This is a genomic window from Melioribacteraceae bacterium (assembly GCA_019638015.1).
Taxonomy (GTDB): domain Bacteria; phylum Bacteroidota; class Ignavibacteria; order Ignavibacteriales; family Melioribacteraceae; genus JAHBUP01.
In genome coordinates this window covers 2,142,226-2,167,793 of record JAHBUP010000001.1, presented here as the reverse complement: position 1 = coordinate 2,167,793, position 25,568 = coordinate 2,142,226, and the positions used below count along the sequence as shown (strand labels likewise).

General features: G+C 33.0%; 31 protein-coding genes and 1 tRNA gene. 14 read left to right on the top strand and 18 right to left on the bottom strand.

What is annotated here, in order from left to right:
* The 13 genes from KF816_09345 (at position 1) to KF816_09285 (ending at position 11,649) form a co-directional block, all read left to right on the top strand.
* Entirely contained in the window at positions 1-1,605 is a 1,605-nt protein-coding gene (locus KF816_09345) for a PDZ domain-containing protein (GenBank protein MBX3008217.1), read from the top strand.
* Positions 1,606-1,613: 8 nt separating this feature from the next.
* A complete protein-coding gene (locus tag KF816_09340; GenBank protein MBX3008216.1) occupies positions 1,614-2,168 on the top strand; it encodes a gamma carbonic anhydrase family protein in 555 nt (184 codons plus the stop codon).
* Between the two features lie 12 nt (positions 2,169-2,180).
* Positions 2,181-2,624 (top strand): rRNA maturation RNase YbeY, encoded by a 444-nt coding sequence (gene ybeY / locus KF816_09335; protein MBX3008215.1) that lies wholly within the window; start codon positions 2,181-2,183, stop codon positions 2,622-2,624.
* Positions 2,614-3,069, top strand: a complete 456-nt coding sequence (locus KF816_09330; GenBank protein MBX3008214.1) for a DUF494 family protein — start codon at positions 2,614-2,616, stop codon at positions 3,067-3,069. The genes ybeY and KF816_09330 overlap by 11 nt, the downstream gene beginning before the upstream one ends.
* 10 nt (positions 3,070-3,079) lie before the next feature.
* The gene (topA, locus tag KF816_09325; GenBank protein ID MBX3008213.1) at positions 3,080-5,308 is read left to right on the top strand and encodes a type I DNA topoisomerase; all 2,229 of its coding nucleotides are present in this window, start codon (positions 3,080-3,082) and stop codon (positions 5,306-5,308) included.
* Between the two features lie 5 nt (positions 5,309-5,313).
* Positions 5,314-6,204, top strand: coding sequence for a tyrosine-type recombinase/integrase (locus tag KF816_09320; protein MBX3008212.1), 891 nt, complete (start codon positions 5,314-5,316; stop codon positions 6,202-6,204).
* A 10-nt stretch (positions 6,205-6,214) separates the two neighbouring features.
* Positions 6,215-6,529, top strand: coding sequence for a ribosome-associated translation inhibitor RaiA (gene raiA, locus KF816_09315; GenBank protein ID MBX3008211.1), 315 nt, complete (start codon positions 6,215-6,217; stop codon positions 6,527-6,529).
* Entirely contained in the window at positions 6,516-7,526 is a 1,011-nt protein-coding gene (locus tag KF816_09310) for an HPr kinase/phosphorylase (GenBank protein MBX3008210.1), read from the top strand. The genes raiA and KF816_09310 overlap by 14 nt, the downstream gene beginning before the upstream one ends.
* 65 nt (positions 7,527-7,591) lie before the next feature.
* The gene (locus KF816_09305) at positions 7,592-8,512 is read left to right on the top strand and encodes a peptidoglycan DD-metalloendopeptidase family protein (protein ID MBX3008209.1); all 921 of its coding nucleotides are present in this window, start codon (positions 7,592-7,594) and stop codon (positions 8,510-8,512) included.
* Between the two features lie 25 nt (positions 8,513-8,537).
* The gene (locus KF816_09300; GenBank protein ID MBX3008208.1) at positions 8,538-8,768 is read left to right on the top strand and encodes a DUF2795 domain-containing protein; all 231 of its coding nucleotides are present in this window, start codon (positions 8,538-8,540) and stop codon (positions 8,766-8,768) included.
* Between the two features lie 10 nt (positions 8,769-8,778).
* Positions 8,779-9,897 carry an AAA family ATPase gene (locus KF816_09295; GenBank protein ID MBX3008207.1) on the top strand — a complete coding sequence of 373 codons (1,119 nt, stop codon included), beginning with the start codon at positions 8,779-8,781 and terminating at the stop codon, positions 9,895-9,897.
* A 1-nt stretch (position 9,898) separates the two neighbouring features.
* The gene (locus KF816_09290) at positions 9,899-10,735 is read left to right on the top strand and encodes a hypothetical protein (protein ID MBX3008206.1); all 837 of its coding nucleotides are present in this window, start codon (positions 9,899-9,901) and stop codon (positions 10,733-10,735) included.
* A 56-nt stretch (positions 10,736-10,791) separates the two neighbouring features.
* Positions 10,792-11,649, top strand: coding sequence for a 3-hydroxybutyryl-CoA dehydrogenase (locus KF816_09285; GenBank protein ID MBX3008205.1), 858 nt, complete (start codon positions 10,792-10,794; stop codon positions 11,647-11,649).
* Positions 11,650-11,864: 215 nt separating this feature from the next.
* Here KF816_09285 and KF816_09280 read toward each other — a convergent pair whose 3' ends face one another.
* The 9 genes from KF816_09280 to KF816_09240 form a co-directional block, all read right to left on the bottom strand.
* Positions 11,865-12,791: a hypothetical protein gene (locus KF816_09280; protein ID MBX3008204.1), complete on the bottom strand. Its 927-nt coding sequence runs from the start codon at positions 12,789-12,791 to the stop codon at positions 11,865-11,867.
* A gap of 2 nt (positions 12,792-12,793) precedes the next feature.
* Entirely contained in the window at positions 12,794-13,732 is a 939-nt protein-coding gene (gene ftsY, locus KF816_09275) for a signal recognition particle-docking protein FtsY (GenBank protein MBX3008203.1), read from the bottom strand.
* Between the two features lie 6 nt (positions 13,733-13,738).
* Positions 13,739-14,287, bottom strand: coding sequence for a CDP-alcohol phosphatidyltransferase family protein (locus tag KF816_09270; GenBank protein MBX3008202.1), 549 nt, complete (start codon positions 14,285-14,287; stop codon positions 13,739-13,741).
* On the bottom strand, positions 14,277-15,746 hold the full coding sequence (locus tag KF816_09265; GenBank protein MBX3008201.1) for an amidophosphoribosyltransferase: 1,470 nt from the start codon (positions 15,744-15,746) through the stop codon (positions 14,277-14,279). Before KF816_09265 ends, KF816_09270 begins: the two co-directional genes overlap by 11 nt.
* A 44-nt stretch (positions 15,747-15,790) precedes the next feature.
* Positions 15,791-15,867, bottom strand: a tRNA-Pro gene (locus tag KF816_09260).
* On the bottom strand, positions 15,868-16,254 hold the full coding sequence (locus tag KF816_09255) for a MerR family transcriptional regulator (GenBank protein MBX3008200.1): 387 nt from the start codon (positions 16,252-16,254) through the stop codon (positions 15,868-15,870).
* A gap of 49 nt (positions 16,255-16,303) precedes the next feature.
* Entirely contained in the window at positions 16,304-16,732 is a 429-nt protein-coding gene (locus tag KF816_09250) for a 3-dehydroquinate dehydratase (GenBank protein ID MBX3008199.1), read from the bottom strand.
* Positions 16,729-17,001, bottom strand: coding sequence for a hypothetical protein (locus KF816_09245; GenBank protein ID MBX3008198.1), 273 nt, complete (start codon positions 16,999-17,001; stop codon positions 16,729-16,731). The genes KF816_09250 and KF816_09245 overlap by 4 nt, the downstream gene beginning before the upstream one ends.
* A complete protein-coding gene (locus tag KF816_09240) occupies positions 16,991-17,509 on the bottom strand; it encodes a hypothetical protein (protein MBX3008197.1) in 519 nt (172 codons plus the stop codon). The genes KF816_09245 and KF816_09240 overlap by 11 nt, the downstream gene beginning before the upstream one ends.
* A 31-nt stretch (positions 17,510-17,540) precedes the next feature.
* Here KF816_09240 and KF816_09235 point away from each other — a divergent pair, with 31 nt between their 5' ends.
* On the top strand, positions 17,541-18,491 hold the full coding sequence (locus KF816_09235) for a hypothetical protein (protein MBX3008196.1): 951 nt from the start codon (positions 17,541-17,543) through the stop codon (positions 18,489-18,491).
* Here the strand turns inward: KF816_09235 and KF816_09230 are convergent.
* The 9 genes from KF816_09230 to KF816_09190 are packed head-to-tail and all read right to left on the bottom strand — an operon-like array spanning position 18,478 to position 25,552.
* Positions 18,478-19,155: a hypothetical protein gene (locus KF816_09230; GenBank protein ID MBX3008195.1), complete on the bottom strand. Its 678-nt coding sequence runs from the start codon at positions 19,153-19,155 to the stop codon at positions 18,478-18,480. The genes KF816_09235 and KF816_09230 overlap by 14 nt on opposite strands.
* Before the next feature lies 1 nt (position 19,156).
* The gene (locus KF816_09225; protein MBX3008194.1) at positions 19,157-19,657 is read right to left on the bottom strand and encodes a hypothetical protein; all 501 of its coding nucleotides are present in this window, start codon (positions 19,655-19,657) and stop codon (positions 19,157-19,159) included.
* On the bottom strand, positions 19,641-20,573 hold the full coding sequence (locus tag KF816_09220) for a ParB/RepB/Spo0J family partition protein (GenBank protein ID MBX3008193.1): 933 nt from the start codon (positions 20,571-20,573) through the stop codon (positions 19,641-19,643). Before KF816_09220 ends, KF816_09225 begins: the two co-directional genes overlap by 17 nt.
* A gap of 4 nt (positions 20,574-20,577) precedes the next feature.
* Positions 20,578-21,357, bottom strand: a complete 780-nt coding sequence (locus KF816_09215; protein ID MBX3008192.1) for a ParA family protein — start codon at positions 21,355-21,357, stop codon at positions 20,578-20,580.
* A gap of 33 nt (positions 21,358-21,390) precedes the next feature.
* Positions 21,391-22,068, bottom strand: a complete 678-nt coding sequence (locus KF816_09210) for a metal-dependent hydrolase (GenBank protein MBX3008191.1) — start codon at positions 22,066-22,068, stop codon at positions 21,391-21,393.
* A gap of 51 nt (positions 22,069-22,119) precedes the next feature.
* The gene (cdaA, locus tag KF816_09205) at positions 22,120-22,938 is read right to left on the bottom strand and encodes a diadenylate cyclase CdaA (protein ID MBX3008190.1); all 819 of its coding nucleotides are present in this window, start codon (positions 22,936-22,938) and stop codon (positions 22,120-22,122) included.
* The gene (gene folP, locus KF816_09200) at positions 22,931-24,109 is read right to left on the bottom strand and encodes a dihydropteroate synthase (protein MBX3008189.1); all 1,179 of its coding nucleotides are present in this window, start codon (positions 24,107-24,109) and stop codon (positions 22,931-22,933) included. The genes cdaA and folP overlap by 8 nt, the downstream gene beginning before the upstream one ends.
* A 41-nt stretch (positions 24,110-24,150) precedes the next feature.
* The gene (locus KF816_09195; GenBank protein ID MBX3008188.1) at positions 24,151-24,813 is read right to left on the bottom strand and encodes a ribulose-phosphate 3-epimerase; all 663 of its coding nucleotides are present in this window, start codon (positions 24,811-24,813) and stop codon (positions 24,151-24,153) included.
* A gap of 1 nt (position 24,814) precedes the next feature.
* Positions 24,815-25,552, bottom strand: a complete 738-nt coding sequence (locus KF816_09190) for a PASTA domain-containing protein (GenBank protein ID MBX3008187.1) — start codon at positions 25,550-25,552, stop codon at positions 24,815-24,817.
* Between the last annotated feature and the right edge of the window lie 16 nt (positions 25,553-25,568).

Sequence of the window (25,568 nt, the reverse complement as noted above, 5' to 3'; positions counted from 1 at the left end):
ATGAAATCAAAACTAACAAACATAGCTTTATATACTCTTTTTTTGTTGGGAGGAATTTATTTAGGAATTGAGTTCGCATCACGATTCAATATATATTCGAATAAAAATCTATACATTAAAAAAATTAGTGACGTTCTCAATTATACTGGCAGTTATTATGTTGATGATGTTGATCTAAATAAATTATCTGAGAAAGCAATTGAAGGAGTATTTAAAGAACTTGATCCTCATACCGCATATATATCGAAACAAGATCAATCTGAATCGGAAGCATTATTTCGAGGTAATTTTGATGGAATAGGAATCGAATTTCAGATTATTAACGACTCTATAACTGTAGTATCCCCAATTTCCGGAGGTCCGAGCGAGTCCGTAGGTATTCATTCCGGTGATCGAATTATTAAAATTGAAGGAAAGTCTAGCATTGGATTTACAAATCAACAAGTTTTAACAAAACTTCGGGGCAAAAAGGGATCAACAGTTAATCTCACAATCTATCGCCCATCAGCAAAAAAAGAATATGATTTTAAAATTGTAAGGGCTAGAATTAATCTTTTTTCTGTTGATGCTTCTTTTATGTATGATAAAGAAACCGGTTATATAATATTAACAAGATTTTCTGATTCGACTTTGGAAGAATTAGAAAAAGCATTAAAAGAATTGACCACAAAGGGAATGAAAAAATTAATTTTAGATTTGCGCAATAATCCGGGCGGACTTCTTGATCAAGCAGTTTTTGTATCAGATTTATTTTTAGACAAAGATAAATTAATCGTTTCAACTAAAGGAAGGCGTAAAGAATTTAATGAGCAATTTTTAGCCGAGCAGCAATATCCTTATGAAAAAATCCCACTTATTGTTTTAGTGAACAGAGGATCTGCATCTGCCAGCGAGATTGTATCTGGAGCTGTTCAGGATTGGGATAGGGGTCTAGTTGTTGGTGAAACTACTTTTGGCAAAGGTCTGGTTCAGCGTCAGTTGTTGCTCGAGGATGGATCCGCAATAAGATTAACAGTATCTAAATATCTAACTCCGTCGGGGAGAGCAATCCAGCGTTCATACAAAAATAAAACAATGTATTATGACGAGCTGATGAACCGGGAAGAAACTGAAGAAAATAATTTAGATCATCATACCGAGATAGATTCTGTTAGACCAAAATATAAAACAAAATATGGGAGGACTGTTTTAGGCGGGGGAGGAATTACACCCGATTATATTATTTCTTCAGGGACAATAACAAATTATTCAATATCTCTTAACCGTAATAATCTGCTATATAGGTTTGTTCGGGAATTTATTGATAATGGCAAATTCAACAAGGGCAAATATTCAAATGTTGATGAATTTCTAAATGATTTTTCTATTTCAGAAAGGGATCTAAATTCTTTTATTAGTTTCGCCGAGAAAAACGGTGTTAAATTAAATAAAACCGAATTTGATAAAGATAAAAATTATATCATAAATAGAATTAAAGCTTTTTTCGCTCGTGAATTGTTCAAAGATGAAGGATGGTACAAAATTTCATTACAGGATGATAAAGTCTTTCAAAAAGCGCTAACATTAACTGAAGAGGCAAAAAATATTCCCGGTTTTAATAAATAAAAAAAGATATGACTAAAGAAATAAAAGTATTCCCTTATAAAAATATCTTCCCCAAAATTGACCCAAGTGCGTTTTTGGCATCCGGCTCAAAAATAATTGGCGACGTTACAATTGGTAAGAACAGCTCAATATGGTACAATACTGTAGTTCGTGGGGATGTTCATTATGTAAAAATAGGTGATGATACAAATGTACAGGATTGCTCAATGCTGCATGTTACAAATGGAAGATTCCCGCTTGAAATTGGTAATAAGGCGACAATAGGGCATAGTGTTACTCTTCATGGTTGCACTTTAAAAGATCTTTGCTTTATAGGAATGGGAGCTATAATTTTAGATGGAGCTATTATTGAGGAAAATGCAATGGTAGCTGCCGGAGCATTGATAAAACAAGGTTTTGTGGTTCCATCAGGTAAATTAGCAGCTGGAGTACCGGCTAAAATTATTAGAGATTTAACAGAAGCCGAGATAACTGACTTTAAAAACAGTGCCGAGAGATATGTTAAATATTCTCAGATAACAATCGATTCGTTGAAGGAACATAATTATCAAACAGATTGGTGACAGTTGAATAAGATTAATATTTATAATGAAAAACCTATAAAGATTAACAAAAAGAAGTTAAAAGAACTTGTTAATCTAATTGCCACAAACTTAAATGCTGAGGTTATTGATATTGAGTTTAATTTCGTTAATTCTGGCTCAATTCATATTATAAATAGAAATTATTTGAATCATGACTATAGTACAGATATCATTACCTTTAATTATTCGAATGAAAGTCATAACTTAGCGGCGGAAATTTTCATTTCTATTGAAGATGCACTTGTGAACAGTAAAAAGTTTGTAAATTCACTCGATAATGAGGTGTTGAGACTTGTAGTGCATGGAATTCTTCATCTTGTTGGATATGATGATATGAGTGCAGAGAAAAAAAGGGTAATGAAAAGAATTGAAAATAAACTTGTTAAGGAGTATAATTCTATTGCGGTGGGAATTGTAGAAAAATATGAATACTAAACTTGTGGAAATATTAACGAAAATATTAGAGGGATTGAGCAACAATAAATCCATTGAAGAGATTAATAAAAAACTTCTATTAAATAATAAGGTGGATGAGCACACATTAAGTGTGGCATTTAGTATTATTTATGATAAAATATTAATTAAAAAGAAACCATCTTCTGAAGAGAAAGATAAATCAAAAGGCATACGATTATTAACTGATCATGAAAAAGATTTACTTGGAATTGACAACTATAACTATTTGCTTCATTTAATAAACCTAAGATTATTAGACTCAACTAATTTTGAGGCAATTCTTGATCAAGTTACAATATTTCCCGACATGAAATTAACACGGAGGGAAATTAATTGGATTGTTCTGTTATCACTTGTAGAATTTGAATCCGGAGTCCTACCTGGCAGCAGAGTTCTACTCGCATCTTCCGATATCGTAAACTAAAGGTAAATTAATGGCAAAAGATCTAATTTTGGTTGAATCGCCCTCAAAGGCGAAGACAATAAATAAGTATGTCGGTAACAAATATATTGTTGAGGCAACCGTTGGGCATATCAGAAACCTACCCAAAACTAAACTTGGCATTGATCTAGAAAACGAGTTCAAACCTTCCTTGGTAAACATTCGTGGCAAGAGCGATCTGATAAAAAAAATTAGGGGATTAGCAGCCAAAGCAAGCGTTATTTACATTGCAACTGACCCGGACCGTGAAGGGGAAGCAATTGCTCAGGATGTTGTCGATATTCTTGATGAAAAATCGGTAAATAAAATTAACCGTGTATTATTTAATGAAATAACTAAAAAAGCGGTAAATAACTCGCTTAAAAACCCATTAAAAATTGATAGCCATCTCGTCATTTCGCAAAGAGCGAGAAGAGTGATGGATAGAATTATTGGTTATAAAGTTAGTCCTTTTTTATGGCGTGCAATTCTTGATTCATATGGAAGTTCTTTATCAGCGGGCAGAGTTCAATCGGTTGCGCTAAGATTGATATGCGAGAGGGAAGCAGAAATTGATAAATTTGTAGCTACCGAGTATTGGTCTGTTGTAGCTGTCTTTAAAACTGATAAAGGGGAAGAAATAAAAGCCAAATTGGCCGAGGTTGATGGAAAGCAGATAAAAATTCCGCCCAAACCAAAAATGGAAGAATCGGATTGGGATGAATTTTTGTTAAAGAATTTTGCAATCACTACATCTGATCTCGCTTCTAGAATAGTTGCTGAAATAAAATCAATAAATAAAGTTGTAATAAGTGATTTACAAAAGAAAGAAAGTAAGAGAAATTCTTTTCCCCCTTTTATTACTAGTACTCTTCAAGTGGAATCCTCTAAAAAACTTCGTTACCGGCCTCGCAGAACAATGATGATTGCTCAATCACTTTATGAAGGTGTTGATCTGGGAGAGGAGGGAACTACCGGATTAATTACTTACATGAGAACAGATTCTACGCGTCTCAGCCCCGACATTGTAGAAGATGCAAGAAATTTCATTAATGATAAATATGGTAATGAGTATCTTCCAGAAAAAGCAAAATCTTATGAGCATAAAAATAAAAAAAATGTTCAGGATGCTCACGAAGCTATAAGACCAACCTCATTAAAATATACCCCCGATTTTGTAAAACCTTTTCTTGATGAAGCACAATTTAAACTTTATGACCTTATTTGGAAGAGGTTTATCGCTTGTCAGATGGAATCAGCAAGATTGGAAACATCAACTGTTTCTATAAAAATTGGGAAATATCTTTTTAAAAGTTCAGGAACAACAATATTATTTGATGGGTTCTTAAAATTGTATGATGAGGATAATGAAGAAGTTAATGACACAAATGGAAATGGAAATGGATTGATTCCAGCTGATCTTGTAATTGATCAAAAATTATTACTCGATGAAATAAATCCTAATCAACATTTTACTAAACCACCCCCAAGGTTTACAGAAAGTACATTAATAAAAGAGCTCGAAGCTAATGGAATTGGAAGACCGAGCACTTACGCAATGATTATGGGAACAATTATCGATCGTAAATATGTTGAGCAGACCGATCGGAAGTTATTCCCAACCGAACTAGGTAAAAAAGTTAATTTAATATTGGTAAATAATTTCCCGGATATTTTTAATGTTAATTTTACCGCGAAAATGGAAGAGGAATTGGATGGAATTGCCGAAGGAGATATAGAATATCTGGATGTTCTTAATGATTTTTATACTCCATTTTCTAAATCGCTTCACGAAGTTGAAGCTAATCTTGAAAAAATAAAATGTGAAAAATGCGGTTCCGATATGGATATCAAGATTGGCCGTTTCGGGAAATTCATGGCTTGTACGAACTATCCCGAGTGTAAAAATATTAAATCACTAAAGGAATTATCCGGAAATACCGGTCCCGAATATACAGGTGATGATTGCCCAAAATGTAATTCAAAAACTGTTTACCGAGATGGGAAGTTTGGCAGATTTATTGGCTGTGAAAAATATCCCGATTGCGATTTTACAAAGATTGTTACACTTGGACTCAAATGCCCAAAATGTGCCGAAGGTGAAGTTATCTCAAGAAGAACTAAAAGAGGGAAAATATTTTACGGATGTAATAAATATCCCGATTGCGATTTCGCTAGTTGGACTCTCCCAAAAAAGGAAGAGGAAAATGAAGATGTAACTTCTTCTGAAGATGAATATTAATAATTATGAATGAAAAGTTAATCGCTGATGTAGCTCAATTAGTACTTTCAGAATTGACAGGTGTGAAGCGTGCCTCTCAAAATACAATTGATGCTTACAAAAGAGATTATGATGAATTTACTCAGTTTTGTGCATCGATTGATAAATATTCAGTTCAAGAAATTAATGAGCGGACATTAAGGCAATACTTAATTCACCTTAATGAAAAAAAAGCAGCAAAAACTACAGTCGCGCGCAAACTTTCAGCACTCCGGCTTTTATTTCGGTTTTGCTTGATAAATGAGATAATTCCAGCAAATCCTATTGCAAAAATCCCTAACCCTAAAGTGAGAAGAAAACTACCCGAGATATTAAACCTTGATTCTTTTTTAGAAATTATTAGATTGCTAAGTGAAAACAATAACTTTGAGAGTTTACGGGATAGAGCTATATTCGAGTTGCTTTATGGTTGCGCGCTTCGTGTTTCTGAATTGTGTGGTTTGAATTACTCCGACATTGATCTAAAAAATAATATTATTCGGGTTATGGGAAAAGGTTCTAAAGAAAGAATAGTACCAATCGGCTCCAAATCTGTTGAAGTAATTAAACAATATTTAAATACCGTTGAAAAAAGTAAAACTTCACCATTAATAATTGATGACAATTATAACCGGATTAACAGACATAAAATTTATGAGATAGTTAAGAATAATATTGAGAAGGTTTCTGATATAAAAAAGAAAAGTCCCCATATTTTAAGACATAGCGCAGCTACACATATGCTCGATAATGAAGCAGACTTAATGGCTGTTAAAGAAATATTGGGACATGAAAATTTATCTACAACACAAATCTATACTCATATTAGTATAGAGCGTCTTAAAAAAGCCTATAAAAAAGCTCATCCAAAATCATAGGGAGTCTTATATGAACATTCGCATAACATCAAGAAAATTTAAAGCAAAAGAATCCTTAAAAGAACAAATTAGGGGAGAAATTAAATCTCTTCTTAGATTCAATGATAATATTCTAAATGTAAATGTTGTGCTTAGTTATACCCATCCAAAAGATAGCATAAAAGTACTAGAAATAATATTACAGCTTCCAGGCAAAACTATAATTGTAGAACAATCTAGCGAAGAATATGAGTTGGCACTAGGTAAGGCTATTGATAAGATTAAAAAACAATTAGCCAAAATTAAAACCGTAAGAACAACCCGTCCAAAAAATGAAAATTCATGATAAAAGCATAACTAAAAAAGAATTTATTACTGTCGATTTTTTCTATAATCACACTAAAGACCGATTTAAACTTCGTCATATAAATGAAGCTTCGGGGCTTGATCGTCTTATCAAGGATCAGAACTTGCACAGACCAGGGTTACCGCTGGCCGGATTTATGGATCTTTTTTCATATACAAGAGTTCAGGTATTCGGCAATACTGAAATGAGTTACTTAAAAATACTCGATCACGAACAAAGATTTAAATCGTTGGAAAATATTTGCAAATACAACATACCCTGCCTTTTAGTAACTAACGATAACGAAGTACCATCCGAGATGATTGAGTTGGCGAACAAATTTCAAATACCAATTTTTCTCTCGCCATACACAACAACAAAACTAATCTATCTAGTTAGTGATTTTTTAGATGATCAATTTGCACCACGATTATCATTGCATGGGTCATTTGTAGATGTTTATGGAGTGGGGATGCTGATTGTAGGCAAATCGGGCATCGGTAAAAGTGAGGTTGCACTGGATTTAATAGAGAGAGGGCACCGACTTGTAGCTGATGATGTTGTTATTCTTACAAAGAAGGGGGAAGGAATATTAATGGGTTCGGGCACTGAACTCGTAAAGCATTTTATGGAACTAAGAGGAATTGGTTTAATCGATATCAGAAGTATGTTTGGAGTTCGTGCAATTAGGTTTCAGAAAAGATTAGAAGTTATTATTGAACTTGAAATCTGGAATCAGAATGCAGAATATACGAGAACCGGTTTGGATGATATTTATATGAATGTAATGGATGTTGATATTCCACATGTTCGGCTACCAATTATTCCAGGTAAAAATATTACGGTTATTTCTGAGGTTATTGCTCTTAATTATTTACTTAAACACTATGGTTACGATGCAGCTAAAGAACTACAATTACGAATTAGCCAGGAAATCAATAAAAAAACACCGGATACGAACAGATCAGTTAACTATTTTGAACATGATTTTGAGTGAAAAAGTTATATAATTTTTGCTTGACTACATAGGCTCCCTTTATTATATTCGCAACCAAATTACATATGAAAAAATTCTATTACTTTTCAAAATCGAAGCTGAAATTCGTTGAAATACGAAGCTTTTATAAAAAGTTCGTATTTCTAGTCTCATTTTTTTCAGTGCTTGTCTCATTTTTTATATTTGGGACGTATCTTATTTTTAATGAGATTATTAATCCGAATTCCGAGCTTAAAAGCCTCAAGAAAACCAACGAAATTCTCAAATCTAAACTTCAATCATTTGCAGATAAATACGAATCACTAGATAAACAATTATCAAATATTTCCTCTAAATCTAAAGAATTACGACTTGTCACAAATTTAGATAAAATTGAGGAAGATGAAGTATTTGGTATTGGTGGTTCGATTTTTGAGCCAGTCAGCAAATCACCCGCTGAGCTTACCGATTATCTGAACGATCTTGAAAAATATGTTAATAATGTATCGTTAAAGGTAAAATTTGAGAAAAATAACTTCAACGAAATTGAAAATGCGCTTAAACAAAACAGTTTAATGTATGATGCTATACCGGCTATTACCCCATGTACCGGCAGAATAGCCGACGATTTTGGCATGCGGTTTCATCCAATTCTAAAAATTACCCGAATGCATAATGGCATTGATATAATTACCGATATCGGGACGAAAGTTTATTCGCCTGGTGGTGGTGTTGTTGAATTTGCTGGCAGAAGAGGGGGACATGGAATTACGTTGGAAATCGATCATGGATTTGGTTATAAAACACTCTATAGCCACTTAAGCAAAATAGCTGTAAAAGAAGGTCAAAAAATAAAACGGGGAGATTTAATAGCTTATACCGGAAATACAGGTCAACTAACAACAGGCCCTCATCTTCACTACGAAGTGCGTCATAACGGTGTTGCTCTTAATCCTCGAAATTTCATTTATGATGATATCAATCTTTTTGAAATTGTCAAAAAATAATCAAATTTCTCAGGAGTAATTGACAATGATTTGGACTGTAGAATTAGCTTCATACCTCGATGATGCACCATGGCCGGCTACAAAAGAAGAACTAATAGATTATGCCGATCGTATTGGCGCTCCTTTAGAGGTAATTGAAAATCTTCAAGAATTGGAAGAAACTGATGAGCCTTATGAAACAATTGAAGATATTTGGCCAGATTACCCAAGCGATGAAGATTTCTTTTATAATGACGATGACGAATTTAAATCCTAATTGAATTCGTATGCATAAACTTTGGAATGAGATTGATGGTCAAGTCACCGTAAAAAAATCTCTTCAAAAGATTATAGATTCAAGGCGTGTTCCTCACGCCTTTCTTTTTTTTGGCCAGGAAGGGGTTGGTAAATTTTTCTGCGCTTTACAATTGGCTAAAATATTAAATAGCCAATCTAATATTGAAGATTGTGAAAAAATCGTAAAAAAGATTTCTCTCCTTCAAGAGCCATATATTAAAATGATTTTTCCTCTGCCAAGAGGTAAAAATGAGCTCCCTGAAGATGGTTCACTCGCAAAACTATCAAAAAGTTGTGTTGAGGAAGTTCAAACTCAGTTAATTAAAAAATCTGAGAATCCATATCACAAAATATTTATAGAAGACGCTAATACAATAAAAATAAATTCAATTCGAGAGATCAAGAAATTCTTAACAACATCAGCTTTTGAAGATAATATTTATCGCTTAATTATTATCCTTGATGCACATTTGATGAATGAACAATCTCAGAACGCACTTCTAAAAAGTATTGAAGAACCACCGGAAAAAGTAATTTTTATTCTAATCACTTCGGATAAAGAAAAGTTGTTGCCCACTATTAGATCGCGTTCAACTCTGGTTGAATTTGCGGCTCTGGGCGATTCTGATTTAATTTCCATTTTAAAAAAATATTATAATATTGATGAGAGTGTGTCGTCACCCGTAATTAAATTTTTTGAAGGTTCCGTTATAAATGCTGTTAATATGATTAACATGGACCTAACTGTTGTAATGGAATTGACAATAGAATTATTAAGATATTCTCTTGCCAAAAAGTATGATCAGGCTATAAAGGTATTTAATAAATTTATGAGTGAATTTGGGCAAGATTCTGTACACATGTTATTAAAAATGATTAAGTTTTGGATGGGTGATACGATAAAGAACAAAAGAAATGGTTCTGAGATTTATTTTGAAAAATATGTGGATACTATTCAAAAATTTAATCAGCGTTTTCCAGAGACCGACCCATTATTGATTCTCGCTAAAATTGAGAAATTAGAAAACACATTAAATCATAATGTGAACTTGAATGTCTTTTGTTTGAACCTTATATTTACTCTGGCTTCGATTTCAATTAGGAAATAATTTGCATTACGTTGAAAATATAGAAATAGATCATAAAACAGTAATAATAAATCCAGAACAACCAACCACATTTAACTCACTGTTTGAATCTATTATCATCGATAAACTCTCTCAAAAGCATAATAATGTGAGCAGCTGTTTTTCATGCAATAAATATTTTGGTGAAAGCTTTCCGGTTGATCGTAGAAATATTATTGAGGTAAACTGTGATGGTTTATTGAATTGTACTTTTTGTGAAATCTCGGATGAATACAAAAATGAAATTTTTCCCCTAGACTTTGTAATTCTGCAAAATGATGAGTCTATCGAAGTAGCGCAGGTTAAAATTATAGGAGAAATGGTAAGGATTAAACGCCAATACATGAATTTATTTGGCGAAAAATTGCCTAAAGTACTGAGAAAGACTACAATCGAAGATTTAGAAAAAGTAACAAAAAATATTCAAGATGAACAAAATGCCGTACCAAAATTCAAGGAACTGAATAATAAATTCAATCTGAATATGAAATTGATTAGTGTTCATTATCAGTTTGATAGAAAAAAATTATTTTTTTTCTACACCGCCGATGGTCGAGTCGATTTCAGAGAATTAGCCAAAGAATTAGCCTCTGAGTTTAGAACTAGAATAGAATTACGACAAATTGGTGTTCGCGATGAAGCCAAGAAAGTTGGCGGACTTGGGACTTGTGGAAGGGAATATTGCTGCATTTCATTTTTACCATGTTTTAAGAAAATAACCTCTCATTTAGCTGTTGAACAGAATTTATTATCCAGTATGGGAAAATTGACTGGCCCATGTTGTAAATTAAAATGCTGTTTGTCATTCGAAATTGAATAAAGATTTTTTACTTATCCGCTCCAATTAATTAAATTTCTGAAAAATAGAGTCCATTTATGTTCGAAATAAAAAATGTTGCAGTCATTGGAAGTGGGACTATGGGTTCTGGTATCGCTCACGTCCTAGCTACAAAAGGATTTAATGTAAGTTTAATTGATAAAGATAGTTCTACACTTAAAAGAGCTCTTGAAACTATTGAGTCTAATTTAAACCGTCAGATCAAAAAAGGAATAATTTTAGAAGAAAGTAGAAAGAGTATTTTAGAAAATATTTGCCTGATCGCGGGTGTCGAAAATGTATCACTTGATACTGACTTCGTGATAGAAGCAATCTATGAAAATAAAGAGGCTAAAAAGTCTGTTTATGAAATTCTCAACAGCCGACTTTCCGACGATATAATTTTTGCCACCAATACTTCATCAATATCAATCTCTGAACTTGCTCCCAAAAATCGCGCTGATAATTTTATTGGTATGCATTTTATGAATCCTGTGCCCGTAATGAAACTGGTTGAGATAATCAAAGGTCATGACACATCTCAAAAGACACTTAAAATTACAAATGATTTAACTAATCAACTCGATAAAATTCCAATAGTTGTTGAAGATTATCCTGGGTTTATAGCCAATAGAATTTTAATGCCGATGATTAATGAGGCAATATTCGCATTATACGAAGGTGTCGCCACTAGAGAAGCAATTGATGAAATTATGAAATTAGGAATGGCGCATCCAATGGGTCCACTAACGTTAGCAGATTTCATTGGATTGGATGTTTGCCTAAATATTCTTGAAGTGTTATATGAAGGATTTGGGGATCCAAAGTATAGAGCGTGCCCATTGTTAAGAAAAATGGTAGCCGCGAATAAACTTGGGAAAAAGACCGGAAGTGGCTTCTATGAATATTCTACATAATGTATATTATGTAAACTAATTATTTCTACTAACAATGTAAAATATGATGATTAGTATTAATACAAGTATATATACAATATTAAACCCCTTCTTTTTATACTTTCGCTCCCTACTAATTTGCAGTTTCCTTTTCTTTCTCTCATCGGGATCATTTAGTGGATCATAATAGCGAGGTCTATAATCGAAATTTTTATGTTTTAGTTTTTTGAAAAACATCATTGAACCATCAATTTTAATTTCTTATCTGCTAACTTAACATGTATTTGATCAAAATTTCCAAATATTAATTCTCCATCAATATGAATGTGGGTTTTATGATGTAATTTTATAGCCATTTCCTTTTCTTTTAAAAAGCTAATTTCTGGAATACCGCTTATTTTGTTAATTAAAGCAAGTGGAAGTGATCTAAGCAATTTAGAAGTTGAAATATTTTCTATAATCGATATATCGAACAAGTGGTCAGTAATTTTTGCATTCGGTGTTAAGTAGAATCCACCGCCACTAGAAATCCCGTTTCCGATACAAATCAACAACAACGAGTTGCAAATTTTAGCAGTACTATTGCCATATAGTAGATTTGCACTAATAGGTTTTCGTTCCTTTAATGAAGAAAATACGGATACGATATATGACAAAATGCCATTATCTATATTTGAATTATTCTTGTGGTACGCTACAAGTCCATCGAATCCAATACCCATACTATTGATGATCAATTTTTGCTGCTGATTAACCCCCTCTCCTGAAAATGTGCAATAAAGTATGTCAGAGACGAGTAAATTGCTTTCTGTATTAAGATACAGGTTAAGCTGTTCTTTAATATTCCCAGGAATTGCAAAATTCTTCACAAAGTCATTACCCGAACCGCTTGGAATAATCCCAATTAAAAACTGATCAAAATTTGGGGTTAGGTTTAAAAATTGGTTCAAACTTCCATCCCCACCCACAATTAAAATCTTTTTTATGTTATTTGATAAGTTCGAGGTAAGATCTATAGTCTCTTGAAGAGTATTAGAATAAAATAAAGTAGTAATTTTTTGTATTTCTGGATTCTCGAATAGCCATTCTTTAATAATTTTATAGGATTTTTTTGCCCGACCATTTCCAGAATATGGGTTAACAATTATTAAATTCGAAATCAAGTTTATACTTTCTCAAAAAGTGCGTTTACAAAATCAGTTTGATTAAATTCTTGGAGATCATTTATTTTTTCTCCCGTACCTATAAATTTTATAGGAATTCTTTTCTTATGTGAAATCTGAATCACTGACCCCCCTTTTGCTGTACCATCTAATTTTGTGACTATTAAACCTGTAACTTTAACATACTTGAGGAATTCATCAGCTTGGCGTAACGCATTTTGGCCAGAATTACCATCTACGACCAACAAAGTTTCATTGGGAGCAGACACAATAAGATTGGAGATGACTCTATTAATCTTAGATAATTCTATCATTAAGTTTGCATTGTTATGAAGCCGCCCAGCAGTGTCAATTAAAACAATATCAATTTTCTCATTAAGAGCATGTTTGATTGAGTCGAATGCCACCGAGGATGGATCTTTAGAAGTAGAATTATTCCAGATTTCCACTCCGGATCTAAGTGCCCACTCATTAAGTTGCTCATTTGCTGCAGCTCTAAAAGTATCACACGGAACAAGTAATACAGATTTCATTTCATTTTTATAAAAATTTGCTAACTTACCTATTGTAGTGGTTTTACCGGTTCCATTTACACCAACTACTAGTATTATATATGGTGAATTTTTATCAAATGATACGGAATTCGAATTTTGCTCATAATCACCAAGAATTTTTATCAATTCATTTTTTAGAATTTCGATAATATTTGCAAATGTGCGGTCATCTTCATTGTGTAAACTTTTTCTTGTATTTTCAATCAAAGCTAGTGAAAGTTCAGTACCCAGATCACTATTTATTAAAATCTCTTCTAATTTATCAAAATCAGATTCATCCAACTTTGATTTACCAGTGAAAGTTTCTTCAATTTTGTTAAAGATTGTTTGCCGGGTCTTCGTTAAGCCATTTTTTAAATTTTGAAAACTATTTTTAATCCAACTCATTGCTTCTCACTTTAATGATTCGGTGCCGCGAAGAACATACGCCGCAAAAGAAATAAATAAAAACACAATTGAAATTCTCATGACCCACAAAAAGAGAGCACTATTGGGAGCAAGTATTGAGAGTATGATTGTTACTCCAATCGAAAATACAGCAACTTTACCTAATAAATTTGAAGGTAGGACCTTATTCAACCTATTCGATAAATATATGCCACCTATGAAAATAAGAATATCTCTTGTGAAAACAATCAAGACATATAAAAATGGTAACTTATTTAATATCAATAAATTAAGTACAAACTGTAGAACTAACACTTTGTCCGCAAGCGGATCGATAATCTTTCCAAATTCTGTGATAATATTAAATTTTCTAGCAATAAATCCATCAAGAAGATCGGATGCAAACGCGATAAAAATTATGCTAATCAAATAAATTTCGAAATATTGAGACTGGTTTAAAGATGAAAATATAAATTGGAGTGGTAAAAATAAAAGAAGGCGGAAAAGGCTAATTAAATTCGGAGCAAGATATAACTCTCTGAAATTAATTTTCATAAATTTCCTTAGACTTCATCATATCTACATTAACAGGATATTTTCCCGTAAAACATGCGGTGCAAAATTCCTCTGGAGCAAATCCAATCATCGCATCTAACAATTCACTTTCGGTTAAATAATGGAGAGAATCAACATCTAAATAATTTCTTATTTCTTCTATATTTTGATGAAATCTATTAGCGATTAATTCTTCAGGACTTGGGAAATCCATTCCATAAAAACAAGGACTGATAATTGGAGGCGATGAAATTCTTAAATGGATCTCCTTTGGATTAGCTTCCTTAATTAAATTAATCAGCAATTTTGATGTTGTTCCTCGTACAATTGAATCATCTACTAAAACAACTGTTTTCCCTTCTAGAACCCCTTTCACAGTATTAAATTTAATTCTAACGCCAATTTCTCTGTCTCTTTGTCCTGGAAGAATAAAAGTTCTCCCAACATAATGGCTTCGAATAAGTCCAATTTCAAGTTTACTTGGAATGCCCATTTTTGAAAGATGATTTTGAAATCCTATTGCTACAGTATTAGAGCTGTCCGGGACGCTGATAACGATAACTTTTTCACCATCTTTATCAACAACAGGATGATTCTCAGCTAAAATTTTTCCTAACTTTCGGCGAATTTTATCAACATTAGTTTCAAAAATTCTACTATCAGGGCGAGAGAAATAGATAAATTCAAATACACAATGCTTTTTAGTTACAATCTCATCAGTGTATGAATGTGATTCCAATGAGACCTCATTTAAATCATTTTTCTTTAATACAACCATCTCGCCAGGCTCTACATCTCGAATATATTCAGCTTTGTTGATATCTAGAGCACATGTCTCCGAAGTAATTATTAAGGAACCATTACTTTTCCCCAAACATAATGGACGAAATCCATACTTGTCACGAACTCCAATCAGATAATTATCTGTAAGAATTAATAATGAAAATGCACCTTCAATTTTGTTAATTGCTTCCTTAATCTGATCTATTTGATTTGTCAATTTACTTCGAGCGATCAAATGTAAAATTACTTCGGTATCGCTAGTGGTTTGAAATATTGCTCCCTCATCCACTAGTTCTTTTCTTAGTTTTGATGCATTAGTAAGATTACCGTTATGAGCGACAGCTAAGTTACCTAATCGATAATTTACCAAAAATGGTTGTATATTTTTAATTGAAGCAGATGAGCCGGTAGTGGAATACCGATTATGTCCAATCGCAATATCACCAATTAAAGTTTTTTCAAATACATCCTTTTTTGAATACACCTCGGATACATAACCTAGATCTTTGTGGTAATTAAATACTGGTTTGTTATTTTCAGTCATACTCAAGGTCACAATCCCAGAAGCTTCCTGTCCTCGATGTTGAAGCGAATGAAGGCCATAAAAAGTGAAATGAGCAGCTTCCGGTGTGCCCATTATTCCAAATATTCCGCAATTACATTTTGGTTTATCCATTTAACTCCTATACAAAAAAGCACAATAAATATTGTGCTTTCAAATGGTCGGAACGGCGGGATTTGAACCCGCGACCCCTTGAACCCCATTCAAGTACGCTACCAGGCTGCGCTACGTTCCGTTAAAAACTCGACTGCAAATAAACTAAAAAACTCTTTACTTCTTCAAGATCTTTTTTGAGTGATCTTGGTGAATGTGAAATTGCATGAGAAATCTGTTCAGGTTGAATTTCCTCATGTCCTTGATTTTCCATAGGGGTTGATACTCCCTCACTCAAAATCTTTTTAGCCCCTTCAATAGTATATTTTTCTTCCCGAAGCAAACGTTTAATCTGTAGGATTAACTTAATTTCTTTATTTGTATAAATTCTATTACCTGCTCTGTTTTTGCTTGGGTTTAATTGTTCAAATTCTGTTTCCCAATATCGCAGAATATATTGTTCCAATCCGGTAAGTTTACTAACCTCGCTGATAGAGTAGTATAATTTTTTTAATGCAAAATCCTTCATAAGAACCTCATTCTCGAAAGAAAATGTAATGATAGACCGAAATGGGAATTCAATTAATGTTATGTTTTTTTAATAAATAAACAGCCGCAAAATACGAAAAATGTTTGAAACCGCTAATATAACCTTTAGCTTTTGATGCAGTAATACTCACATTTCTAAAATTTTCACGCCCAGAAATATTTGAAAGATGAACCTCAATTATTGGGATTTTTGATAACTCCATCGCATCCCTAATTGCAACAGATGTGTGAGAAAATCCACCCGGATTAATAATAATTCCATCAAAATTGAGGGGAGCATTATGAATTGATGTAATTATCTCCCCCTCGAATTCATGGAAAACAATTTCAAAAAAATCCTTCGCAAACTCCTTCTTCAAACTATTTATTAATTCATCAAATGAAAGGGACCCATAAATATCTTTATCTCGTAGCTTGATCTTACTTAAATTTGGACCGTTAATTATAAGTATTTTCATGAATTATCCCCAATCTCATCAATGATTTCTCTTAACCTTGGTGGTAAATACATATCATTTACTCCGAGGTCTTTTAGTGCGCTGGTTAATATCATTACTTTTTTCTGTGTAGAAGATAATTTATTAATAACTATCGTCTTATTATCCTTAAGAATACAGTAACCACCTTTGAAATCGCCTCTCTCAAACCTTACTTTTGCTCCCAACTCACCAGCAAGCTCCTTCAAGTCTCCCAAAATTGTCTCGAACTCTTTCTCTTTAATTTTCATTTTTAACTAATGGTTTGAATACTTGTAAGAGGATTACAAATATGCTGGTAAATATGTGAATTAATGCAAATACTCCAAATTCTTTAGCTCTTAAAATAACGATTCCTATTAAATCATCAGCAACTATTTGTTTTGATAAAACCTTGGTAATAAAAATGTAGTCGTAATAACTTAGATATAATTCTAATGGGGATAGTAAGAAAATCAAACAAATAGTGATAAACAGCCATCCATTATTTTTTATACTAATTCTGCTAACTAAGAGATAAGCTATCAGCAAAACTAAAAGGATTATGTAACTGCTTAGACTAACCACAAGTAAGGGATTAAGAATTGTGGAAAGAGTACTGAAATTTTCAATTAAAAATTTAGAATCGATATCAAAACTTACAGGCAGAATGAATTCATAAAAAATGAACATCCGGCTAATATAGCTTCCAAGCCAAATTGCAAATGCCGTTATCGTTAGAAAAAGTATTACTTTTGAGAAGTTATTTTCTTTTTTCATAAAAATTTTTTTCAAAAATTAGTAAAAATTTATGATTATTGCTTCAATTGATATCGGTTCAAATACAGTTTTGTTGTTAATTGCAGAAGTAAATTTAGAGAATGGGATAATGACCCCCCTCAGGCGAGAGTATTCGGCTCCCCGAATAAGTAGAGGATTGATAGAATCGGGTATAATTTCCGATGAAAGCATTGCTTCCCTTTTGGCAGTTTTAGATCGATACGAGATCATTATTAAAGGTGATAAAGCTAGTATTGTTCTTGTTAAAGGGACTAATGCATTGAGAATTGCCAAAAACACGCCAGATATTCGAAAAATTATTCATAAAAGATATAGTTGGAATTTGGATATAATTAGTGGAATTGAGGAAGCATATTTAACTTTTATCGGCTCAACAGATGGAATCTTCCCTTCTTCAATAATTAGAAATACTATAGACATTGGAGGAGGAAGCACTGAAGTGATTTCCGGAATTGGAGATAAAATTAATTTTAAGATTAGCATGCCGGTTGGTGTAGTCTCCCTTTCTGAAAGGTTTTTTACAAATCATAAAACTGATGACAATTCGGTTCATGCAGCAAAAAGACATATCAGTGAAATATTGTCCAAGTCACAAATAAAAATTACTGAGGAAGCTGAAACATTTGCTGTGGCAGGTACGCCTACAACACTTGCTTGTATCAATAAATCGATAAAATTATTTAATCCAGATGTTATAGAAAATTATTTTCTAACAATTGAATTCGTCAGTCAAATCTTGAAACGATTGCAACTGATGTCCCCTGAAGAAGTATCTATGGCATTCGGACAAGTTGTTGAAGGAAGAGAAGACGTACTTTTCTCCGGTACATTAATACTTCATTCGTTTATGGAATTATTGGGTATTAGCCGAGTGAAAGTGAGTACGAGAGGATTATATTATGGCTCAATTCTAGATTATCTACGGAAAGAATTTGAAAACATTTCTATCAAAGTATTATAAATAAAAACTGCGCGGTTAAAATTAAGATCATAAAAGCTAAAGAAAATATTTTGCTTTTGGATTGTGTATAAAAACCTATATAAAGATTAATAAAACTCCACGTAACCATTATCATATCAACTGTTAATAAAAGATAAGCTGCAGTTGGTTTTATTAATATAGGTGAAGGATTAAACGTAAACCAGTAAAATCCAAAAAGTGCAATTTGTATTGGTGTTAAAAAAAATAAAGCTAATACTGCAGGTGTATTAGAATATGTTGCACACGCCAAATTATCTTTGAATCTAGTTTCAAGTCCAAAGAGTCTGCCTAAAACTTTAAATAATGCCGAAGCGGTAACAATCAGAATTATAAAAAAAATAATATTTATTGGAGAACTGAACCCGGCCGTGTATTCCCCGTCAAAAATCAAATCTGTTAAAAAGTTTTTATTTATTGAAAATTTTATCGCAGAGAGAAGTAAAATCAAAGTTAAAAAATTTTTATGCTCAGCGTGAATAATATTCTTAAATGTAGCCGATGGGGATTCAAACATTTGCCAGAACAGAGGCCAGAAATCGAGATTTACAATTCTTGGGCGAAGATAAGAAGAGCATTCTTTACAATTTAGAGAGTAAAAATTGTTTTCACTTTTGCAATTATTACATAAGATTATGTTTTTCATATCAGAAACTATATTTAATATTTATCATCGCGGAATTAGTTCGAATATCTTCCGAAACATCAAAATCAAACAGATGGGCATCAACAAACGCATCAACTAAATTTAGGAAATATGCTAATCCAATAAATACAGCTAATAGATCTCTTTGATCTCTATAAAACTCTCTTAATTCTTGGTAAGTCTCATTTTTTGTATTATTCAATTCAAATTGTTGATTATAAAGATCTCTATAATTTTTAAATAACTTATGCCTATCAACCCAGTTGTAACCAAGATATCCAATAGCTCCCCACACAATAGGAATTTTCCAATAAGATTCGTTATAAAATTGTCCCCATCCCGGAAGTATGGCACTTCTTGCTACAGCTCCCCAAGCTGACTTTTGCATATTGAATTCTTCAATTTTTACTGTAGAAGTATCAACAGATTCCACTTTATTTTGAGCAAGTGAAAGAGCTGTACAAAATAAAAGTATTAAAAAAACTCTAATTATTCTTTTCAATGATTTCAAATAATTCATGAAGTCTATCTAATTCATCTAATGAGTAAAACTGAATAATAATTTCACCATGTCCATTCTTCTTCTGTTTTAACAAAACTTTAGTGCCTAAAATTCTTTGAAATCTATCTACCAATTCTTTTGAGGATAAATTAGCGGTAGAACCCTTATCTCCGGCTTCTTTTTTAATTTTAGTTCTAGATTCTAATTTTTTTCGGACTATCTCCTCAACTTTTCTTACCGAATAATTTTCCTTTAATATTTTTTCGAGAATTTCAAGTTGTGATATTTCACTCGGTAAATTAATAAGGGCTCGTGCATGCCCTGCAGTAATTTCATTTTTGATCAAGCAATTTTGAACCTTGAGCGGAAGTTTAAGAAGTCGAATGGAATTTGTAATAGTAGTTCTATCCTTACCTACCTTAACCGCAATTTCTTCTTGGGATAGGTTACATTCTTCCATCAGTCTTTTATAGGCATTAGCAACTTCAATGGCATTTAGTCTCTCCCTTTGAATGTTTTCAATAAGTGAAAGAGCCAGCATTGCTTCTTTTGTCTCGACCTTAATTATATATGCCGGGATATCGAGAATTCCAATCTCAGTGCAAGCTCGAAGTCTTCTTTCTCCCGAAATTAACTGATATTTATCCTTATCTACTCTTCTAACCGTAATTGGTTGGATTAATCCATTTTCAAGAATAGATTTTTTTAATTCATCGAGAGCTTTGGGATCAAATTCTGTTCGAGGTTGATATGGATTTGGTGAAATGGAATTTATTGGTAATTTAGCAAGAATATCGTAGGAAGAACCATCATCTTTTGAAATATCTTTATTACTTATTGCCACCGGAACATTAATGTTATTTTTTAATTGAGGATTAATGAGAGCATCCAACCCACGCCCTAAACCTTGTTTCAACATATTAATGCCCTTGTCCTTTTTGAATTTTTGTACGTTCGATTAATTCTGATGCTAAAGAAATATAATTTTGGGCACCTACAGAACTAGCGTCGTATAAAATAACCGGTTTGGAATGACTCGGTGCTTCCGATAGGCGGACATTTCTATGAATAATTGTTTGAAATACTTTTGCCCCAAAATATTTTTTTACCTCTTCCACTACCTGATTTGAAAGTCTGAGTCTAGAATCGTACATAGTAAGTAGCACACCCTCGATGCTAAGTGATTCATTAAAATTCTTTTTGACGATATTAATTGTATTTAATAGCTGCCCTAATCCTTCGAGGGCAAAATACTCGCATTGAACCGGGATTAATACAGAATGGGATGCAGAAAGCGCATTTAAAGTAAGTAATCCGAGCGAGGGAGGACAATCTATAAATATAAAATCGTAACGGTCTTGAATTGAAGTTAATGCATTTTTCAATAAAAATTCTCTATGCTCCATTGATACCATCTCTACTTCTGCTCCAACTAAATTTATGGTTGAGGGAAGAATATCGAGATGAGGCATATATGAGTTTACTATACAATTCTCAGCTTTTTCGATTCCGATAAGTGTTTCATATACTGTTCCAGCGCTATTTTCTACACCTAACCCAGATGTAGAATTAGCCTGTGGATCAATATCAATTAATAAAGTTTTGAATTCGGCGGCGGCAACCGACGAAGAAAGATTGATTGAGGTAGTTGTTTTACCAACTCCTCCCTTCTGATTTGCAATAACAATTATTCTGGCCATAGTCCGTAAGTTTAAGTCGCACAAAAATACAATTTATATATTTATTTCTTCCCCAAAATTCATTACCAGGGCTTTTTTATTTATTGCCTCAACCTTTGCTTTGAAATCTTGAGGATCTGCGGCAATTATCGGAAAAGTATTATAATGCATAGGGACCGCAATACCCGGATTAACAAACTCAACAGCTTTTACCGCGTCATCTATTCCCATCGTAAAATTATCACCAATAGGAAGAAGCATATAATCAATTTTGTTTATTTCACCAATTAATTTCATATCATAAAATAAACCCGTATCGCCTGTATGATAAATGATCTTATTACCAATAGAGATGATTACACCTGCAGGTTCTCCGCCATAAGTATTATCCGGAGTCATTGAGCCATGATGAGCAATCGTGAATTTTACCCTGCCGAACTCAAAATTATGACCTCCCCCTATATGCATATTATGTGCGTTGAATCCTTTATCTATACAGTAGTTTGCCAATTCATTGACGCAGATAAAGGTGGAGTTGCATCTTTTAGCTATTGTGAATGCATCGCCAATATGATCACCATGTGCGTGAGTTAATATTATATAGTCAGCCGAAATTTCATCTGCCGATACAGGACAAGTCGGATTTCCGGTAATAAATGGATCAATCAAAATTTTTATCCCATTGTCAGTAGTGATCATAAATGCTGAATGAGAGAAATATCTTAGTTTCATAATTAACTCCTATTGATACTGATGAGAATTTACATTCTTCGCTTACAAGTATTATTTTGTTCTAAGCCAGCTTTCAATCAACCCTTTAAACCCCCTCTCACGTGAAATTTTTAATGAGGCTTGTAGATAGTTTCTCAAAGCTTCACGAGAAAGCCCAAACTTAATTACTCCATTCTCTGCAACAGAGATACTGCCGGTCTCTTCAGATACAATGACACTTATTACATCAGCTTGTTCGGAAATACCAAGTCCAGCTTTATGCCTCATTCCTAATGTTCTTCCCTCTCTTATTGATTCGGATGAAAGAGGAAGAGTGCATCCTGCGGCTTCAATAATTTCATTATTAATAATTACTGCACCATCATGCAGAGGAGATCGAGGGAAAAATATTGATTTAAGCATTTGTTTGGAAATTTTGGCATTGACTGTTTCTCCCGTTTCAACAATACCTCTAATACCTACTGATTTTACAAGTACAATTAGAGCACCATGCTGATTCTGAGCCAGCTCATAAGCGGCTTCCGTAACAATATCTATAAAACTATACTCATCAGATTTTATAAATAGTCTGATAATCGGGTTCTTACCAATTATTACTAAAAGTCTTCTAATCTCAGGTTGAAAAAGAATAATAAAAGCAATAACCCAAATGTCGGAAATAAGTTTTAAGAGCCAGCCGAGAGCTTTAAAGTTTGCTGCTTGTGTCAGAAACGAAAGAAGAAGTACAATTAATAATCCATAGAATATTTGAGCGGCAATAGTTCCTCTAATTACGCTATAGATTTTATAAAAGATTAGAGACACTAAGAAGATGTCAAGCAAATCTAAAATTGTAATTGAGAGAAAGCCTATTTTAAATAATTCAACCATGGTTTATTAATTCTGGGTATTGAATAAACATATTTAGTTTTGATGCTATCACAGAATTCTTAACATTATGTGTTCTTATGAAACGTGCACCATTAGCAATCGCATAAGATTCCGCTGCTAATGTTGCCTCAGCTCTTTCGTTAATTTCAAGATTAAGGGATTTCCCAATGAAAGACTTATTAGAAACTCCAATTAATATCGGATATCCCAACCCCACAAACTCATTTAATCTTTTTAGGATTTCAAAGTTATCCACCACCCTTTTCCCAAACCCAATCCCCGGGTCAACAATAATATTGTTAATTCCATACTTTTTTGCATAATAACATTTTTGAAAAAGGTAATCATAAATTTCAGAAACAACATCGTTATAAATTGGAGATATCTGCATATTTTGTGGAGTACCTTTCATATGCATTAATATTACAGCAGCATCATATTTTTTAATTACCTCTGGCATATTTTCATCAGAGAAAGAACTGATATCGTTAACTATTTTTGCTCCAGCTTTGAGAGCTTCTTCGGCCACTATCGATTTCGTTGTGTCAACAGAGATTATTGCATCCTGTTTTCTCTTAAGGATTTCTTCAATAACCGGGATAACTCTATTTAGTTCTTCATTTAATTCAACTTTTTCCGCACCGGGACGACTTGATTCGCCCCCAATGTCGATTATGGATGCGCCGCTATCTAACATTTTTAATGCGTGATCGATAGCTTTCAATTTATCGGAGTAATTTCCCCCATCGAAGAAAGAATCGGGGGTTATATTCAATATTCCAACAATATGGGATTGGCTTAGTTCAAATATTTTGCCCGATAAGTTTATTGTTTTTGATTCATAATTTGAAAAATGAGAGAGTGTTCTAATAATTTTTTGCCCTAAATCTTCATTCCCTTCCGCAATTATTTCTTTAGCCAGTTCTTTGAATACTAAAAATGATCCTAGAATCAGTATGTCTGCAGCTACTTTTTTCTCATTTTCAATTAAATAACATATTTCTTTTGCCGAAAGAATAATATTTCTTACACTTTTTGCAAGTTTATATTCAATATCTCTAATTTCCAGAGCAAGTAAATCCTTCTCATGAAGATCCCTAAACACATTATACTTATTACTGTATCTTTTAAAGACTTCCGGATAGAAAATATGAGTTAATTGAATTGTCAATCGTACTCCGATTGATATTTATGGGCAAAAATGTAATGTACTTAGTTAACTAAATTTTTAAGTTCTAAAACTGCCGCTGTAATATTGTCTTGAGCAAATACCGAGTTCCCAGCTACAAATATATTTACGCCGGCATTTGAAATTTTCTGAATATTATCTTTAGAAACACCGCCATCAACTTCTATTAAATAGTTGTATCCATGTTTTGATTTCAGCTCAGCAAGTTTCTCAACTTTTCTTAAAGTGCTCTCAATAAATTTTTGACCGCCAAATCCGGGATTTACAGTCATAACCAAAATCAAATCAACTATTTCTAAAACTTCTTCAATAGTAGAAATTGGAGTTGCCGGGTTAATTGATACACCGGGCTTGGCACCTAATTCTCTAATATGGTTCAATGAGCGATCTAGATGAACATTAGCCTCTTGATGAATCGTTAGATAAGAAGCTCCGGCCTCAACAAAACTTTCTAAATATTTCTCAGAATTTTCAATCATAAGATGGACATCCAGTGGAAGTTTTGTAATTTTTTTTACCGCTGAAACAACTAAGGGACCAAAAGTTATATTAGGTACAAAATGCCCATCCATTATATCACAATGAATTATATCGGCACTTCCCAATTCAGCGGCTCTAATTTGCTGGGATAAATTTGAAAAATCTGCTGATAAGATTGATGGCGCGATAAGTTTAATAGGTCTCATATTAACCGCCGGATCTACTTTGTGAAAGAACTACACTTATGCTATCTCCCACCGCAATAATTGAATTTTCGGATGGCTGCTGATCTACTATTGTATTAGGTAATAGCGTGCTTGAATATATATATGTCTTTGTTCCAATGTGGAGTGAATTCAACCGTAAAATGTTTTCAGCCTCTGCCAAAGATTTTCCTAAAATATTAGGGACTCTAATCATTCCTATCTGAGGACCAATACTAATTTTAACATGAATAACAGATCCTTGATCTACTTCTCGTCCCGGGACTATTGACTGCTCTACAATTAGATCAGCAGGAAATTCAGATTCAATAGGATCAACATTGCCAATTTTTAACCCCATTCTTTCTAAAGTTAAGCTTGCGTCACGAACGGTTTTCGAAATTAAACTTGGAACCCTAATTTGTGCTGAGCCGCCGCTAATAGTTAGGTAAATTCTACGATTCTCCTTAACCAGTGCGCCGGCATTCGGTTTCTGAAACATGACATGATCCCTGCTTATATTTTCATCGAAACGGGAAGTTTGAACTATTGGCTGTAAATTTGCATCCTCAAGCATCCGAACCGCATCATCTTTATGTTTACCAACTAAATTAGGGACTGCAATTTCAGTTCCGGAGATATAAAATGGTAAAACTATTTTATCGATTAATAGAAAAGTACCAATTAGCACTAGGATATAAATAGCGGCTTTTTTTAATATTATTGAACTTTTTGTTTTCATAATTGAAATATATCAA